The sequence below is a fragment of the Ornithinibacillus californiensis genome (assembly GCF_001038485.1).
GTDB lineage: Bacteria > Bacillota > Bacilli > Bacillales > Amphibacillaceae > Ornithinibacillus > Ornithinibacillus californiensis.
Window position 1 is genome coordinate 56,315 of sequence record NZ_LDUE01000048.1, and the last position, 15,070, is coordinate 71,384.

Consider the following 15,070-nt stretch of genomic DNA (forward strand, 5'->3'; position numbering starts at 1 on the left):
TTACTCACCTTCCTTTGTTGTTTAATAGCCCTTTTAGTCTATCAACAAATGTAGAAGATTCTTTCACGTTAATTACTATCTGTCTGTTCATATAATTATCAGCTAGTTGTCTAATTGCTCTTGCAATAGCTGACTTCTCATTTTCTAAAGCAAATGGTGCTTGTTTAATGACAGCAGATGAAACTGCCCGATCTTCTGGTAAGATACCAAGAAACTTAATATCAATGCTTAAGAACTGTTCTACTAATCTTTGAAAACGATTAACAGTCATTAATCCTTTTTTAATATTATCTGCTCTATTTAAAACAACATAGATAGGCATTTCTTTATTAAAACCTATAATATATTTAATCATGCTATATGCATCAGTAATCGAAGTGGGCTCAGGGGTAGTTATCACTACACACTCATCTGATGCTAATACAAAATCGATACTAGATTGAGTTGCACCAGCACCCATATCAAAAATGATATAATCAAACGTTTGTACAACTCTGTTATACTCTTCAAAAAAATAATTCATTTTTCTTTTATCAACCGAAAAAATATTAGAAAGACCAGAACCTCCTGCAATAAACTTTAGATTATGAGGTCCTAGTTCCATAATATCATAAATAGGTAATTGGTCCTGCAGTAAATCGACAATTGTTTTATTTGCTTGCAAGCCTAACAGGATTTCTACATTACCCATTCCGATATCTAAATCGACGAGTAATACTTTGTGACCTTGTTTACATAGCTCTAACGAAAAGTTAACAGCTATATTTGATTTACCAACCCCACCTTTACCACTAACAAAAGAAATGGTCTTAGCATGTTTTGTGTTATTGGAGATTTCAATTTTCTTTCTTAAACTCTCAGCTTGATCATGAATCAATTAAATCACCTACTATTAGATTACTAATGACTTCTTTTGTTGGCTCAAGTATATTATCTGGTACTTCTTGACCATTGGTTAAATAAGAAATTCCCATGTTATGTGTAAGAGGAATATTTAAGAGACTTCCATATTGCCTCGTTTCGTCAACCTTCGTAAAGATAAGACTCTTTATATGAATATGGCGGAAATTATAGTAAATATCATTGATATCCTTTGGTTTTGCAGTTAATGAAAGAACTAAATAATTTTCAACATTATCCCGGGATATCATGTTTTTCTCTAATTCTTTAACATACTGTTCATCACGATAATTTCTACCTGCAGTATCCACTAAAATTAAATCATAATTCTTTAACTTTTCTATTGCTGCTTTATAATCTTCAACCGAATATACAACTTCAACAGGAGTATCTAATATTTTTGCATAAGTTTTCAACTGGTCAATGGCCGCTATTCGATAGGTGTCCATAGTAATAAAGGCAACCTTCTTTTTGTCTTTTAGCATAGAAGTAGCTGCAACTTTAGCTAACGTTGTAGTTTTTCCTACACCAGTTGGACCTACAAAATGTACAACCTTAGCTGTATTCGAAATTCCAGCAAAGGACAAACTACTTAACCTATTCTCAATTTCCTGCTTTAAATCTTTTTGAATAGTCCTGTTATCAGGAGAAGTAGTAGAAGCCTCGTGTTTATTCACGATATTCTGAACGATATCCGTTGCTAATTCTCCTCCTACTTCTTGTTCAATTAAATGCTGATAGATGACTTGATATTCTAGAGCAAATTTATTATGAATTTGTTGTTGCGACTGACGTTCTAAAATGAGTCGCATACTTTTCATTTCATTGATAAGATCGGTTTCCATCTGACCTTTCTGCCTATGGATATTAGAATTACTAGCTATCATTTTGTTAGATGTAGATTGCTTTGTTGAGATTGGCCCTTTGTCTAGCGCAGCAATCACTTCAATTTTTCGTTTTTTAAAGAAGCCTAAAAATCCACCTTCTTGAATTTCTTTTGAGCTAAGTATCACTGCGTCTGATCCTAGCTCTTTACGGATTTTATTCATTGCCTCTGGCATTGTAGGTGCTACGTATTTTTTTACTTTCATGCTACATTCACCACTCCAACACTTTGAACTTGTACTGTCGGTTCAAGCTCATTATAGGATAATACAACCACTTGAGGTAAAAAGCGATCTAATAGTTGTTTTAAATACATCCGAATAGCAGGCGAACACAAGATAATTGCATTCTCTTCTTGTAACGTTAACTTCTCAACTTCTTCATTAATTGATTTAATAATTATTTGCTGCGATTCCGGATCCAATGCTAAGTAATTTCCATGCTCTGTCGATTGAATACTTTCAGCGATCATCTTTTCTATCTTTCCTGAAACGGTAATTACTTTCAATGAATTATCCTGATTCATATACTGCTTTGTTAATTGTGAAGATAGTGCTTGTCTTACATATTCTCCTAAAAGTTCAGGGTCATTCGTCAATTTACTAAAATCTGCAAGGGTCTCGAATATAACAGGTAAGTTTCGAATGGATACATTTTCTCGCAATAATTTAGCTAGTACCTTTTGTATATCACCAATTGATAATGGTTCCGGAGTTGTTTCTTCTACTAGAATAGGATAGTTTTCCTTCAAGTGATCCACTAGCTCCTTGGTTTCTTGTCGACCCAATAATGTATGCGCATGACGTTTAATTACTTCAGTAATATGGGTAGATACAACTGACGGTGGATCCACCACTGTGTACCCAGATAATTCTGCCTCATCTTTACTTTCTTCACTTATCCATTTAGCTGGCAGTCCAAAAGCTGGCTCCTCCGTCTCAATTCCTTCAATTAAATCATTATCCATATCTGGTGTCATTGCTAAGTAATGATCAAGGAGTATTTCACCAGTAGCAACTTGATTTCCTTTAATTTTTAGTCGATATTCATTAGGGTTTAACTGAATGTTATCACGTATTCGTACCACTGGTATTACGATACCAAGCTCTATCGCTAACTGCCTCCGAATCATGATGACTCGATCTAACAAATCCCCGCCTTGCTTAGCATCGACTAAAGGAATTAGAGCATAACCAAATTCAAACTCAATCGGATCCATGTTAAGGAGATTGATTACATTTTCCTGAGTTTTCATCGCTGAACCTTCCGCTTGGTCTTCCTCTTCTTCATCTTTCACTATTGGTTCTTTTTGCTTACGCATCATAAGAAACGCTCCAAAAGCTAGTATGCCTGCAATTGTTGTTGTTAAAAGAAAGTTGATTGGTGTAAGACCTAATAGGAATATCGTACCTGCGGCAATGAATAATAGCTTAGGGTACTGAAGTAATTGCTCAGCAACATCGCTTCCTAAGTTATTGCCTGTTGCTGTGCTACGGGTTACCACAATACCAGTAGCTGTTGAAATTAAAAGTGCTGGAATTTGACTAACTAATCCATCCCCTACAGTAAGTCTCATGTACGTATCAATCGCTTCTTGAAAGGAGAATCCTTTTTCAGTCATACCAATAATTAGTCCAAAAATAATATTAATTAGTACGATAATAATTCCTGCTACGGCATCCCCTTTTACGAATTTACTTGCTCCATCCATTGACCCGTGGAAATCTGCTTCATTTTCTACCTTTTTTCTTCTATCTTTCGCTTCATGCTCTGAAATAAGACCTGCATTCAAATCGGCATCGATACTCATTTGTTTTCCTGGCATTGCATCGAGAGAGAATCTTGCTGCAACTTCCGATACACGCTCAGATCCCTTTGTTATTACTAAGAAGTTAATAATAACTAAGATAACAAATACTACAAATCCTACTAATGGACTGTCGCCTATTACGAAGGTTCCGAACGTATCTACAACACCACCAGCATCAGCATTACTTAAAATAGATCTTGTAGTGGATACATTCAATGCAAGTCTAAAAAGTGTTAATAACAAAAGAAGTGTTGGAAAAACAGAAAATTGTAATGGTTCCTGCGTATTCATGGATACCAATAAAACAATTAGTGCTAGAATAATATTTATTAAAATAAATATACTTAATAGCCATCCAGGTAGTGGGATGACTAACATAATAACGACTAAAATTACGGCTATTAAAACAGAAAAATCACGGGCTTTCATGGATGTCTCTCCTCAACAATTAAACTTTTTTCTCCATGCGATATACATAAGCTAATACTTCGGCAACCGCTTGATAAAACTCTTCTGGAACCACCTCATCGATCTCGACTGAGGCATAAAGCGATCTAGCAAGTGGTCTATTTTCCACTGTTGCTACATTATTTGCTTTTGCAATTTCTCTTATTTTAAATGCAATATGATCCACACCTTTTGCAACTACATACGGTGCACTTGCTCTTGATTCGTCATATTTAATTGCTATCGCATAATGGGTTGGATTCGTTATTACGACATCCGCATTTGGAATTTCACTCATCATACGTCTCATTGCAATTTGTCTTTGTTTTTCTTTTATTTTCGATTTAATCAAAGGGTCCCCTTCGATGTTTTTATATTCATCCCGAATATCTTGTTTCGACATTCGGATATTTTTTTCAAAGTCATATTTCTGATAGGCATAATCAAACACCGCTAAAAACAAAAGCGCAATAGTAGCAGCAATTCCCATGATTAATGTTACTCTACCAAAAAATGCTAATGCACTATCAGCATTTTTAAAGGCAATCATTAACATTTCATCTTTGAACAACCAAATAACGAAAAATGTTATCGTACCTATCACAACTATTTTTAGTAATGATTTTAATAACTCAACTAGGGCACGGATGGAAAAAATTCGTTTTGCCCCTTGAATTGGATCAATTTTCTTCAAATCAAATTTCAAAGGTTCGGTTGTAAACATAAAACCAACCTGCATTAAATTGGAAGCAACTCCTGCTATCATGGCAATAAGCATGATCGGCCCAACAATTTTAATAAATTCAATGATACTCTCCGTAAAAACTTGAAAAACTGTTCTCTCTGTTAGGTCCCAATGAATAAATTCGGTAAATGAGTGTTGAAAAAGACCTAACATATTGTCCTTCATGACACTTCCAAACACTGCCATCATGATTAATACAAATATTAATAAAAAGGCAGTATTTACATCCTGACTTTTTGCTACTCTACCTTTCTTACGTTCATCTGTTCTTTTCTTTGGAGTTGCTTTCTCTGTTTTCTCACCTGCAAAAAATTGTAAATCTAAAGTTATTTGCAAGATTTAAGCACCTCCAAATAATGACATCAGTCCTTGCATGACTTCAAACATATAGCCAAACAAATTTTTCGCTAGAACAATGTAAAGACTTAAGAAAATAAGAATAGCCACAAAACTAACTAAGATCTTTAAAGGTAGACCAACTACAAAAACATTCAACTGGGGTACTGTTCTTGAAATAATGCCAAGTGCAATATCTACTAGAAACAAGCAACCAACAATTGGTATTGATATTTGGAAAGCAATGAGAAACATATTATTAAATGCTTTTATAACAAATTCAACAATATTCTCGTTTTGAAATGGTATAAATGCATCGATTGGAATAAATGTATAACTATTTACAATTCCATCTATTAACAAATGGTGACCATCAACCGATAGTAAAAAGAGAAGTGCGATGATATAAAAATATTGTCCTGTAATTGGGCTTTGCGCACCAGTTTGTGGATCCATTACATTTGCAATCGCAAACCCCATTTGAAAATCAATAAATCCACCAGCAACTTGCACGGCTGATATAATGATATAGCCTATAAGTCCTACTAAAATGCCGACAAGTGCTTCTTTTATTAGGAGAAAGAAATATGATTCATCAACAATAATTGCAGAAGAATCAACAGTATATATCATAATAAAGGCTAAAAACACACTAATCCCGATACGAAATGGCAACGGAATGGTTCGATAAGAAAACAAAGGCATTGTCACGAAGAAACCTAATACACGTACCAATATAAGTAGAAAGATTGGAAAACTATTAATATTAATTAACTCTATCATAGTCTACCCTACAAACCGATTCAGGTTTTGATATAAATCTACTGTAAATTCGATTAAAGTGGTTAACATCCATGGACCAAAGAACAATAAACCAACCAAAACAGCGACTATTTTAGGAATAAAAGCAAGGGTTTGTTCCTGAATCTGTGTAGTTGCCTGAAATATACTGACAAGTAACCCAACTGCTAGTGCCAAAATAAGCAGTGGACCTGTTATTAGTAGTATGGTGTAGATTCCTTTCTCCGCTAAAGCTAATACAAATTCACTACTCAATGAGAGACACCCTCCTTTTACCTAAATCCTAAATCACTTTTCGTCAAAAACCAGAAAGTAGCGAGTGAGTAATTAAATACCAACCATCCACCATTACAAATAACAAAATTTTGAATGGTAAGGAAATCATAACAGGGGGTAACATCATCATCCCCATAGACATAAGGATACTTGCAACAGCCATGTCAATAATTAGAAAAGGGATAAATATCATAAAACCCATTTGAAAAGCTGTCTTTAATTCACTGATTGCAAATGCGGGTACTAATGCTGTAAGTGGTATGTCTTGAACACTCTCAGGTGTTTCAATTTCTGCATAACTTAAAAATAACGCTAAATCTTTTTGCCTTGTATGCTTTGCCATAAAGTTCTTAATCGGTGCACTAGCCTTGGTATAGGCCTCATCGAGTGTAATCTCCTCATTGAATAACGGTTGTAGACCTTCTTCATATACTTCACTGAAGGTCGGTGCCATGATAAAAAATGATAGAAAGAGCGCTAATCCAATTAGAACTTGATTCGGTGGCATCTGCTGTGTTGCTAAGGACGTTCGAACAAACGATAAAACAATAACGATTCTAGTAAAACTAGTCATCAGTATTAAGATACCAGGTGCTAAAGAAAAGACTGTCAGCAACAGGATTAACTTAACCGATGTAGAGACATTAGTAGGATCGGAACTAGAAAACATATCGATAAATTCATTCATAGTTATCTTCCTTCTCGGTATGTTTATTTACTAAGTGTTTTCTGTTTTGTTTTAATTTTTCTAGTTCGTTAGAAAAAAGACTCTTGAAATTTTGATCCTTAGTATTCTCTTTATCTACTACTTGATTAGTTTTACGTTGGAAGAAAGACAGTACATTCTCTGCTTTGAAATCAGATTGCTCTTGATAGCTTTTAAGAATTTCCTCTTTCATCTGCTCATCTATAATCTCCTCTAAAAGCTGTACATTCTCCCCTACTCCGATCAAATAGAGTTTTCCCCCAACTCGTACAACCTGAATGGACTTACTAGGACCAACTGTGATACCACCAAGGTTTTCAAGAGCTTTCACTTGGTTAAATAGCTTATTGCGTTTATTTAAGAATTTTAGTAACAAGTAAATTAAAATAAGAATTAGAAATAGTGCAAAGACCATTTGGATCAGACTAAAAACTACTGATCCACTTTCAGACTGCTCTTCCTCTGTTGCTGGAGGATTTTCTCCGGTGTTCGTACCTGAGTCGGTACCAGAGTTTTCTGTGTTTTGTGTGTTATTTTCGAACATATCGCTGACCTTATCTCCATCAGCATGAACGTATGTTGGGGAAACTATAAGGAATAGTACTAAGCCAAGAAGTATCCCCAAACCACTTTTCTTACTCAACTTTATCACTCGTTTCTTAATCCAAGGCTTTCTGGATTGCTTCGATAACTCGATCTGCTTGGAATGGTTTTACGATAAAGTCTTTCGCACCAGCTTGGATAGCATCAATTACCATTGCTTGTTGTCCCATTGCTGAACACATAATAATTTTTGCATTTGGACTTGCTTCTCTAATTTTCTTCAGAGCAGTAATACCGTCCATTTCTGGCATAGTAATGTCCATCGTTACTAAATCAGGGTTTAGTTCTTTGTATAACTCAACTGCTTGCACTCCATCTTGTGCTTCCCCTACAACTTCGAAACCATTTTTTGTTAATATGTCCTTGATCATCATTCGCATAAAAGCTGCATCGTCTACAATTAAGATGCGTTTACTCATGTATAATTCCTCCTAGTATGATTATTTCAGCTTCAGTAAACGGTCGGATTGACTAATAATATCAGTTACCCGTACCCCAAAGTTTTCATCAATAACAACTACCTCACCTTGAGCGATTAACTTTTCATTCACTAAGATATCGACAGGCTCACCAGCTAGTTTATCTAATTCGATAATAGACCCTGAAGTTAGATCTAATATATCCCTGACGGTACGTTTCGTTCTACCTAATTCAACAGTTACTTTTAATGGAATGTCTAGTAACATATCTAAGTTTCTAGGTTGATTAATAACCGGTTCTTGTTGTTCAAAACTAGAAAACTCAGCTTGCTGTATATTGGATTGGTTTTGAAACATCGTATTACCAATTAATTGAGGTTCTTGTACTGGATTTGTTTGCTGCATTGTATTATTTCCAAATCCTGAAGCTTGTCCCATCATGGAATGCCCTTGGTTTGCTTGACTTACGATTGGTTCCTCAAGTGGCTCTACTGCCACAGCAGCTTCCACTTTACTTTCCTGATTATTCATTAATTCCTCTACTAACTGCTTCGCAAAGTTTAACGGCATCAATTGCATAATATTGGAATCTATTAAGTTACCAACCTTTAATTGAAACGACACTTTTACGCGCACATCTTCCTCATTATTCTCTGAACCATTCGGAAGATCGTTCTGTGATATAGAAGGTGGTGAAATATCCACGCGCTTTTCAAAGACAGTAGACATGCTAGTTGCTGCTGCCCCCATCATTTGATTCATTGCCTCTTGAACGGCACTTAAATGGATTTCATTTAGTTCACCAAAAGGACCTTGTCCGTTGCCACCTAGCATAATGTCAGAAATTACTGCTGCATCTTCTTTCTTGATAACTAAAACATTTTTACCACTAAAACCTTCTACGTAATTAACTTGAACACTTACATGGTTAAATTGAAAGTTTTCTTCGATTTCATCCTTAGTAATAATGGATACTTGCGGTGTTGTTATTTCAACTTTTTGGTTTAAAAGAGTTGAAAGTGTAGTTGCAGAGCTTCCAAATGAAATATTTCCAATTTCTCCTAAGGTATCAATTTCAATTGATGATAGATGTTCATTTAAATCTCGTGTACCTTTTTTTGAATCATTCGTTGGAACAACAGATTCTTCCTCAGCTCCAATATTTAATAGAGCATCAATTTCATCCTGAGACAGCATACCATCATTCATCATCTTCAACTCCTTCCTTTATTTCTTCCAACACCTGTACAGATAACTTATTTTTGAATTTACCAGGTTGTACATGGAATTTAGGCTCTTCATTTATTTTTAAGATTAGTGGCTCATCTATTGTTTGATTTAATGCAATAACATCATTGTTATTTAAATCCAAAAATTGTTGAATACTCATCGTTGTTTCACCAAGGATTGCTTTTGCATCCATATGAACCTTTTCTAGGTTTTTAGCTAATTTATCCGCAGCTTCTGGATCTCGTTTCTTTGTTGTGTTTTGCATCCAGTATTGGACAGAAAGCCTAGAAATAATAGGCTCTAGGACAATATGTGGAATACAGATGTTAATCATCCCACTTACTTCCCCAATAGCCGTATTTAAGGATACAACGACGACTGTTTCATTAGGGGAAACTAATTGTAAAAATTGAGGGTTGATTTCCATATCCTCTAGTTCTGGTTCTATATCTATTAACGACGCCCATGCCTCTTTAAGACTAATTGTTGCTTTATCAAAAAGCTGAGAGATTAGTATTGTTTCAATTTCAGTTAGACTATCAATCTTATTAATAGAACCTCCTCGACCACCTAACAATCTATCAAGCATGCCATAAGCAATGTTAGGGTTAACCTCCATGATTATTCTTCCATCAAGTGGTGAGACATTATAAAGGTTTAAAACCGTAACTTTAGGTATAGATCGGATAAATTCCTCATAAGGTATTTGGTCAACAGATGCAACCGTGATATTAACGTAAGTTCTAAGCTGTGATGAAAATAAACTCGTTAATAATCTTGCATAATTTTCATGAATCCTACCGATACTTCGAATCTGGTCTTTGGAAAATCGCAAAGCTCGTTTGAAATCATATACACGAACCTTTTTCTCACTTTCTTCCTTTTTAAGTTCTTCTGCATCCATATCTCCAGTCGTTAGTGCTGATAAAAGGGCGTCAATCTCGTTTTGCGAAAGAACTTCATCGGCCAAAGATACTCACCTCCAAACATGAGTATTTATTTCTACTGTAATATTTTATTAATCGTATAAACATCCTGAATTAATCCTTCAGTCATCACTTTATTAAGTTCTACTGTCAGGATATCTTCTACATTAGACAGCCCAGATTTAAAGGATTCCTCATCCATCGTTGCCAATTCTTTAATGAGAATATTCCTTACTTGGAATTCTCGTTTAGCGATTTCTTCTTTCGCATCTTTACTATCCGTTACGATTTGAAATTGAATACGAACAAAGCTTCCATCACTAAGGTCGGTTGTTATTTCAGGTGTTTGATAAGAGTATTCAATAATCTCATCAATGGTTTGTTCCTTATCATCATTTTTCTTATCTAATACGTTTAACACGATTACAGCAGCTACTACACCTACTAAAATAATAATAACTAATGATAATAGCATTGTTTTTACTAATCTACTCACTTGAGTTCCCCACCTCGCTTAGTGAATGTATGATACCTATCCTTTGGTAAAAAGATGTTATGAGTTCTGTTACTATATCTTCTGGTTCTTGAACAACCACTTTTTTTCCATTAATTAGTGTAATGGTGGTATCTGGATAGGATTGAATCTGTTCAATCATGAAAGCATTTAATGTAAATGATTCTCCATTTAAACGTTTAAGTTTTATCATAAAATTGGAAGAAGATGTCATCAAGGAGAAATATCCCCCCTGATGACATCACCCTACCTCCCTATTATCGTTTTAGATTAACGAGTTCTTGTAGGATTTCATCAGATGTTGTTATGATTCTGGTATTTGCTTGGAACCCACGTTGTGCTGTAATCATTTCGGTGAACTCTTCAGCTAGGTCTACGTTGGACATTTCTAGGGCGCCGCTGACTACTGAAGCAACACCTTCAGTTTCAGGAACCACTCTTACAGGGGCTCCAGAGTTTGCACTCTCTAAGAATAAATTGCTACCAGCTTTTTGAAGACCCGCTGGATTAGAAAAATTAGCTAATAAAATACGACCAGCAACGACTGTTGCACCATTTTCATTTACATAATTGACAATTCCATTAGATTGAACGGAGAAACTTTGTGCATTATCAGGAATACTTATGCGGATAAATTCGTTAAGATTTCCATTAGTATCCGTATCTGGATCTCCATCAGGTTCAACATTACTTCCTATTAGATATAACCCTTGAGGATTTACAATATACCCTTCCTCATCCAAGTAAAAATTACCCGCGCGTGTATATGAAACACTCGCATTATTTAGAGTTCCTGCAGGAGTATTTGTAGTTCCATTAAAATCACTAGCAACTATAAACATTCCATCTCCCTCTAACGCAAAGTCTAATGGATTATTTGTAGTTTGACGGAATCCTTGAGTATGGATGTTGTCAATAGAGCCTAATTGAGATCCTAATCCAACCTGCGCTGGATTTACCCCACCACGAGTAGCAGTTGACCCTTGAGCACCAGCAGTCATCTGACTCATCATATCCTGAAAAGTTACACGGCCTTTTTTGAAGCCTGAAGTATTTACATTGGCAATGTTATTACCAATTACATCTAATTTTGTTTGGAAGTTTTTCATTCCGGAAATACCTGCATACATAGAACGTAGCATATTTATTTCTCCCCTTTTTTGGTTTTAGTAAGCTGTATCAATCGGTCAACAGCTATTGGCCTCCCATAAGGGTCCAGCCTATTCATTAATTAATATCGTACCGTTAATATTCGTAAAGATTCGATTCGATGCTTCTTCTAGATTCATGGCAGTTACTACTGTGTTATTTTTTGCACTTACTAAAAGTGCTGCATTATTCATTACCACTAGAGAATCAGTTACTCCTTTTTGTTTTGCTTCCGTAACCTTTTCATGAATTAACTTCCATTGACTATCATCTAAATGAATGTTTCTTTCTTGTAATCTATCACTAGCATGTTTACTAACTTTCAGTTCCTGCTGTTCTTTTAGTATTGATTTAAAGTCAAGGTTATGGTTTTCAGGATGTTTTACTTTATTTGGCGCAGGGAACTGTAAGGCTTGTTGTCTCGGTACCTGATGAATTCGATGGTCCATTTACTTCACTTCCTTTATTCAGACCCTGAGTTATCAACCTCTTGATTCGTCTCTTCTACAATTAGATCGTCATCTTTACTATCCTCTCCCGTGCTTTTCACTTCAAGAATTAAATCCGCGAATACCTTTTCTCCATTACGCAATTCAAGAACTGCATGACCCTCTATTTGGCTTACTGCAACTACTTCACTAGTTTGAACTGTAAGCTTTTCTCCCGTCTCTTCGTTATAACCTTGATAAGAGACTGTCTTACCAATTAAATGACTGTATTGAATAATTGGATTCAATTGCTGGCTTTGAACTAACTCATTAATTGCCTTAGACATATTCATTGTTTGCTCTAATGAAGAAAATTGAGCAAGTTGGGAAATAAATTCACGGTCATCCATCGGATTGGAAGGATCTTGATTCTGTAACTGGGTCATTAATATCTTCATAAAATCATCTTTTCCAAGATTGTTATCTGGAACGCCTCTCGTCGAAGTTTGATTTCTTAAATATAATGATGGATCGATTGCTGGCATCGGTATCACCTACACTTTCTCATTTTGAATCAATTCTTCTAGATGTGTCTCAAAATCATCTCCGTCCAGATTGCTATCACTCTTTTGTTCGGATTCGTCTGACTGATTTTGATTTTGGCTATGTAATGATTGTTGTTCATCACTATGTTTTGCCTGGGCTTGTCCTTGTCCAGCACCTACATCCTGTCTTTCAATTACAACTTGTTGTGGCGAAAACATATGCTTTAACTGTCCTAAATTAGACTCCAGCATATCCTTGGCAGCCTGTGTTGTTACAACAATTTTAACTGTCATTTCACCATTAAGTTCTACAAAACGGACCATCATTTCTCCTAGATTTTCTGGTCTTAATGAGATGGATAATTGATTCATTCCATTTGGCATCGATAGAAACTTACTTGTTTTCATCACTTGCTGGAATTGATCGAGTAGTTGTTTTTCTACCGTCTGTCCACTTTGATTCTGGTTAATATAAATGACATATTGTTCTAATTTAGGCATCGATGTATTACTCTGGAATCCACTATCTAGTACAGGTAATACCTTTTCCGTAAGCTGTTGATTTTGCATTGCATTGTCTATCCACTTCACAACATCTTTGGTTGTAACTTCAGTGTGATAAATTTGCTTAGAATTGAGATTACTTCGATTCTGATATGCAACTAATACTTCTTTCCACACTTGATTAATTTTCAAGTTGCTTGGCTCAACTGTTTTTTCCGGATTCTCATTCATCCTTACTAATTGTTTTTCCAATGCTGTCCATTGCTTTAATAAGTCTAATATCTTCGGTGCAATCCTTTTAATATCTTGTTGACTGTTTGTTTGGGAAAGTAAACTTTCAAACTTAGAAAACACTTCCATTAACTGATTTTGAATCTTCACGACTTCTGTTTGATCTACTAAAATAGATTCTTGAAGAAGCTCTACATCAACATTTGCAACCCCAGAAATGTCTTCTAACTGCTTTGCCGAGTTGATGTTTAAGTCATTAATTAATAACTGTAGCGAACTAGAATCATCTGATTTTTCCTCAGATTTCCCGGAATTGACATTTTCCAATATTCGACTAATGTCAATGTCCAAACCTATCAGAATCTCTGTTAATTTACTAGATGACTTCTCATGAACTTCATCCTTTTTTAGTAATTCATTAGCTTGCTGATTCTCTAAACCTTGTAACAGTAGTGCAAACAATGGAGAAGCATCTACAGATTTAGTTTGCTCTTTCGGCGCCTCAGGAACAGTTTGCATATTGGAAGCTAACATCGCAATTGCATTCATTTTGTCACCCCCTTTCAAGTTGAAACTCAACTATTGGTTAATAAAGCGTTTTGCAATATTAGCAGCTGATTCGGGCTTCATGTTTTCCATAATTAACCCTCGATCTTCATTAGACATTTCACTTAATATTATGAATGCTGCACCAGTATCCAGTTGTTCTAGTATCAAAGCTGCCTGTTCACTTTTCATTTCCTTAAAGGAACTAGATATTTGTTTGATTGTTTTATTAGATTCTTCTTCAGGCTGTTGTTTTGCTACATCCAAGTCTCTTTCTAACTTAGTAATTTTTTGTTCTAACCGCTCCACTGTACTTTCAAGAGTCAATTTTTCCTCACTAAGCTTTGCAATTTCATCATCTTTTTTATCAAGTTTTGCTTGTATACTTTCTTTTTTTTCTAATTCTCTTGCCTCTTCATCGGTTGTTATCATGGAAGAGAGAATCGGGATATTGTTCCCAGTATTCTTTGCCCAGCCCACTACGTCTACCCCAGCCACAGCTAATACAATTGCTGTCAAAGTAATTGCAACAATTACAGGTATTACTATGGCAAATAGGAACCATAGAAATGGGTTCATTTTCTCTTTTTCTTCTACTAATCTTTGATTTGCCATTTGTATTCACCTAATTTTTGTGACTAAGATATTGATGGATCGATAGTTCATTCATATATGAATTTTCTGCTTTTCTTTCTATAGATGCTACCTCTTTTTTTCGAAACTCTATTATCTTCTCATACTTTTTTGTTTCAACATGAGCCTCTGACAACTTGAGTTGTTTCGATTCCATGTTAGACCTTGCTTGTTGAACTTGTACTTGGAGGTCGTTTATTTTTTTAATTAGCGTTTCAATGTAAGCTAACTGATTTTGGATATAATCAATATTCATACTTGAAGTCAATGCTTCTTCGTAAGCTACTTCAGCGGCTTCCTTTTTTTGTAGTAATTGTAGAAGTCTAGTTCCAACATCTTCAAATACATCAACTGACTCCCGATAAGCTAGCTGCGCATCCTTTTTCTCTTTTTCTCTTATATCAAGTATTTTGTTTAAGGTTTGAGTTCCTGCCAT

The 15,070-nt window shown here is 35.2% G+C and carries 19 protein-coding genes; all 19 read right to left on the bottom strand.

Going from position 1 to position 15,070, the window contains the following annotated elements; all coding sequences use genetic code 11:
* Positions 1 to 4: 4 nt before the first annotated feature.
* Positions 5 to 877: a MinD/ParA family protein gene (locus TE34_RS10985; RefSeq protein ID WP_053075063.1), complete on the bottom strand. Its 873-nt coding sequence runs from the start codon at positions 875 to 877 to the stop codon at positions 5 to 7.
* The gene (gene flhF / locus TE34_RS10990; protein ID WP_047984865.1) at positions 867 to 1,991 is read right to left on the bottom strand and encodes a flagellar biosynthesis protein FlhF; all 1,125 of its coding nucleotides are present in this window, start codon (positions 1,989 to 1,991) and stop codon (positions 867 to 869) included. Before flhF ends, TE34_RS10985 begins: the two co-directional genes overlap by 11 nt.
* Positions 1,988 to 4,024, bottom strand: coding sequence for a flagellar biosynthesis protein FlhA (flhA, locus tag TE34_RS10995; RefSeq protein ID WP_047984866.1), 2,037 nt, complete (start codon positions 4,022 to 4,024; stop codon positions 1,988 to 1,990). Before flhA ends, flhF begins: the two co-directional genes overlap by 4 nt.
* Positions 4,025 to 4,043: 19 nt before the next feature.
* On the bottom strand, positions 4,044 to 5,123 hold the full coding sequence (flhB, locus tag TE34_RS11000; protein WP_047984867.1) for a flagellar biosynthesis protein FlhB: 1,080 nt from the start codon (positions 5,121 to 5,123) through the stop codon (positions 4,044 to 4,046).
* A gap of 3 nt (positions 5,124 to 5,126) precedes the next feature.
* Positions 5,127 to 5,906 (bottom strand): flagellar biosynthetic protein FliR, encoded by a 780-nt coding sequence (fliR, locus tag TE34_RS11005; RefSeq protein ID WP_047984868.1) that lies wholly within the window; start codon positions 5,904 to 5,906, stop codon positions 5,127 to 5,129.
* A 3-nt stretch (positions 5,907 to 5,909) separates the two neighbouring features.
* Positions 5,910 to 6,179 (bottom strand): flagellar biosynthesis protein FliQ, encoded by a 270-nt coding sequence (gene fliQ, locus TE34_RS11010; protein ID WP_047984869.1) that lies wholly within the window; start codon positions 6,177 to 6,179, stop codon positions 5,910 to 5,912.
* Between the two features lie 43 nt (positions 6,180 to 6,222).
* Positions 6,223 to 6,888, bottom strand: a complete 666-nt coding sequence (gene fliP, locus TE34_RS11015; RefSeq protein ID WP_047984870.1) for a flagellar type III secretion system pore protein FliP — start codon at positions 6,886 to 6,888, stop codon at positions 6,223 to 6,225.
* Positions 6,881 to 7,549 (bottom strand): flagellar biosynthetic protein FliO, encoded by a 669-nt coding sequence (locus tag TE34_RS11020; RefSeq protein ID WP_047984871.1) that lies wholly within the window; start codon positions 7,547 to 7,549, stop codon positions 6,881 to 6,883. Before TE34_RS11020 ends, fliP begins: the two co-directional genes overlap by 8 nt.
* A gap of 16 nt (positions 7,550 to 7,565) precedes the next feature.
* Positions 7,566 to 7,928: a response regulator gene (locus TE34_RS11025; protein WP_047984872.1), complete on the bottom strand. Its 363-nt coding sequence runs from the start codon at positions 7,926 to 7,928 to the stop codon at positions 7,566 to 7,568.
* 21 nt (positions 7,929 to 7,949) lie between these two features.
* Positions 7,950 to 9,140: a flagellar motor switch phosphatase FliY gene (gene fliY, locus TE34_RS11030; protein ID WP_047984873.1), complete on the bottom strand. Its 1,191-nt coding sequence runs from the start codon at positions 9,138 to 9,140 to the stop codon at positions 7,950 to 7,952.
* Positions 9,130 to 10,128 carry a flagellar motor switch protein FliM gene (gene fliM, locus TE34_RS11035; RefSeq protein WP_047984874.1) on the bottom strand — a complete coding sequence of 333 codons (999 nt, stop codon included), beginning with the start codon at positions 10,126 to 10,128 and terminating at the stop codon, positions 9,130 to 9,132. Before fliM ends, fliY begins: the two co-directional genes overlap by 11 nt.
* Before the next feature lie 32 nt (positions 10,129 to 10,160).
* Complete coding sequence (gene fliL / locus TE34_RS11040) at positions 10,161 to 10,580, bottom strand: flagellar basal body-associated protein FliL (RefSeq protein ID WP_047984875.1); 420 nt, start codon at positions 10,578 to 10,580, stop codon at positions 10,161 to 10,163.
* Positions 10,573 to 10,791 (bottom strand): flagellar FlbD family protein, encoded by a 219-nt coding sequence (locus tag TE34_RS11045; protein ID WP_047984956.1) that lies wholly within the window; start codon positions 10,789 to 10,791, stop codon positions 10,573 to 10,575. Before TE34_RS11045 ends, fliL begins: the two co-directional genes overlap by 8 nt.
* Before the next feature lie 64 nt (positions 10,792 to 10,855).
* On the bottom strand, positions 10,856 to 11,740 hold the full coding sequence (gene flgG, locus TE34_RS11050) for a flagellar basal body rod protein FlgG (RefSeq protein ID WP_047984876.1): 885 nt from the start codon (positions 11,738 to 11,740) through the stop codon (positions 10,856 to 10,858).
* Between the two features lie 78 nt (positions 11,741 to 11,818).
* On the bottom strand, positions 11,819 to 12,196 hold the full coding sequence (locus TE34_RS11055) for a TIGR02530 family flagellar biosynthesis protein (protein WP_047984877.1): 378 nt from the start codon (positions 12,194 to 12,196) through the stop codon (positions 11,819 to 11,821).
* Between the two features lie 14 nt (positions 12,197 to 12,210).
* The gene (flgD, locus tag TE34_RS11060; RefSeq protein WP_047984878.1) at positions 12,211 to 12,720 is read right to left on the bottom strand and encodes a flagellar hook assembly protein FlgD; all 510 of its coding nucleotides are present in this window, start codon (positions 12,718 to 12,720) and stop codon (positions 12,211 to 12,213) included.
* 9 nt (positions 12,721 to 12,729) lie between these two features.
* Complete coding sequence (locus TE34_RS11065) at positions 12,730 to 14,004, bottom strand: flagellar hook-length control protein FliK (protein ID WP_047984879.1); 1,275 nt, start codon at positions 14,002 to 14,004, stop codon at positions 12,730 to 12,732.
* 30 nt (positions 14,005 to 14,034) lie between these two features.
* Complete coding sequence (locus TE34_RS11070) at positions 14,035 to 14,616, bottom strand: MotE family protein (protein WP_047984880.1); 582 nt, start codon at positions 14,614 to 14,616, stop codon at positions 14,035 to 14,037.
* A 10-nt stretch (positions 14,617 to 14,626) separates the two neighbouring features.
* Positions 14,627 to 15,070 (bottom strand): flagellar export protein FliJ, encoded by a 444-nt coding sequence (fliJ, locus tag TE34_RS11075; protein ID WP_047984881.1) that lies wholly within the window; start codon positions 15,068 to 15,070, stop codon positions 14,627 to 14,629.

What these genes read in the sequence shown, in the direction of transcription:
- flgG (WP_047984876.1), bottom strand. Translation starts at nt 11,740, where the DNA reads ATGCTACGTTCTATGTATGCAGGTATTTCCGGAATGAAAAACTTCCAA.
- fliJ (WP_047984881.1), bottom strand. Translation starts at nt 15,070, where the DNA reads ATGGCAGGAACTCAAACCTTAAACAAAATACTTGATATAAGAGAAAAA.
- TE34_RS11025 (WP_047984872.1), bottom strand. Translation starts at nt 7,928, where the DNA reads ATGAGTAAACGCATCTTAATTGTAGACGATGCAGCTTTTATGCGAATG.
- TE34_RS11065 (WP_047984879.1), bottom strand. Translation starts at nt 14,004, where the DNA reads ATGAATGCAATTGCGATGTTAGCTTCCAATATGCAAACTGTTCCTGAG.
- flhA (WP_047984866.1), bottom strand. Translation starts at nt 4,024, where the DNA reads ATGAAAGCCCGTGATTTTTCTGTTTTAATAGCCGTAATTTTAGTCGTT.
- flhF (WP_047984865.1), bottom strand. Translation starts at nt 1,991, where the DNA reads ATGAAAGTAAAAAAATACGTAGCACCTACAATGCCAGAGGCAATGAAT.
- flgD (WP_047984878.1), bottom strand. Translation starts at nt 12,720, where the DNA reads ATGCCAGCAATCGATCCATCATTATATTTAAGAAATCAAACTTCGACG.
- fliY (WP_047984873.1), bottom strand. Translation starts at nt 9,140, where the DNA reads ATGATGAATGATGGTATGCTGTCTCAGGATGAAATTGATGCTCTATTA.
- TE34_RS11055 (WP_047984877.1), bottom strand. Translation starts at nt 12,196, where the DNA reads ATGGACCATCGAATTCATCAGGTACCGAGACAACAAGCCTTACAGTTC.
- TE34_RS11070 (WP_047984880.1), bottom strand. Translation starts at nt 14,616, where the DNA reads ATGGCAAATCAAAGATTAGTAGAAGAAAAAGAGAAAATGAACCCATTT.
- fliR (WP_047984868.1), bottom strand. Translation starts at nt 5,906, where the DNA reads ATGATAGAGTTAATTAATATTAATAGTTTTCCAATCTTTCTACTTATA.
- TE34_RS11045 (WP_047984956.1), bottom strand. Translation starts at nt 10,791, where the DNA reads ATGATAAAACTTAAACGTTTAAATGGAGAATCATTTACATTAAATGCT.
- fliP (WP_047984870.1), bottom strand. Translation starts at nt 6,888, where the DNA reads ATGAATGAATTTATCGATATGTTTTCTAGTTCCGATCCTACTAATGTC.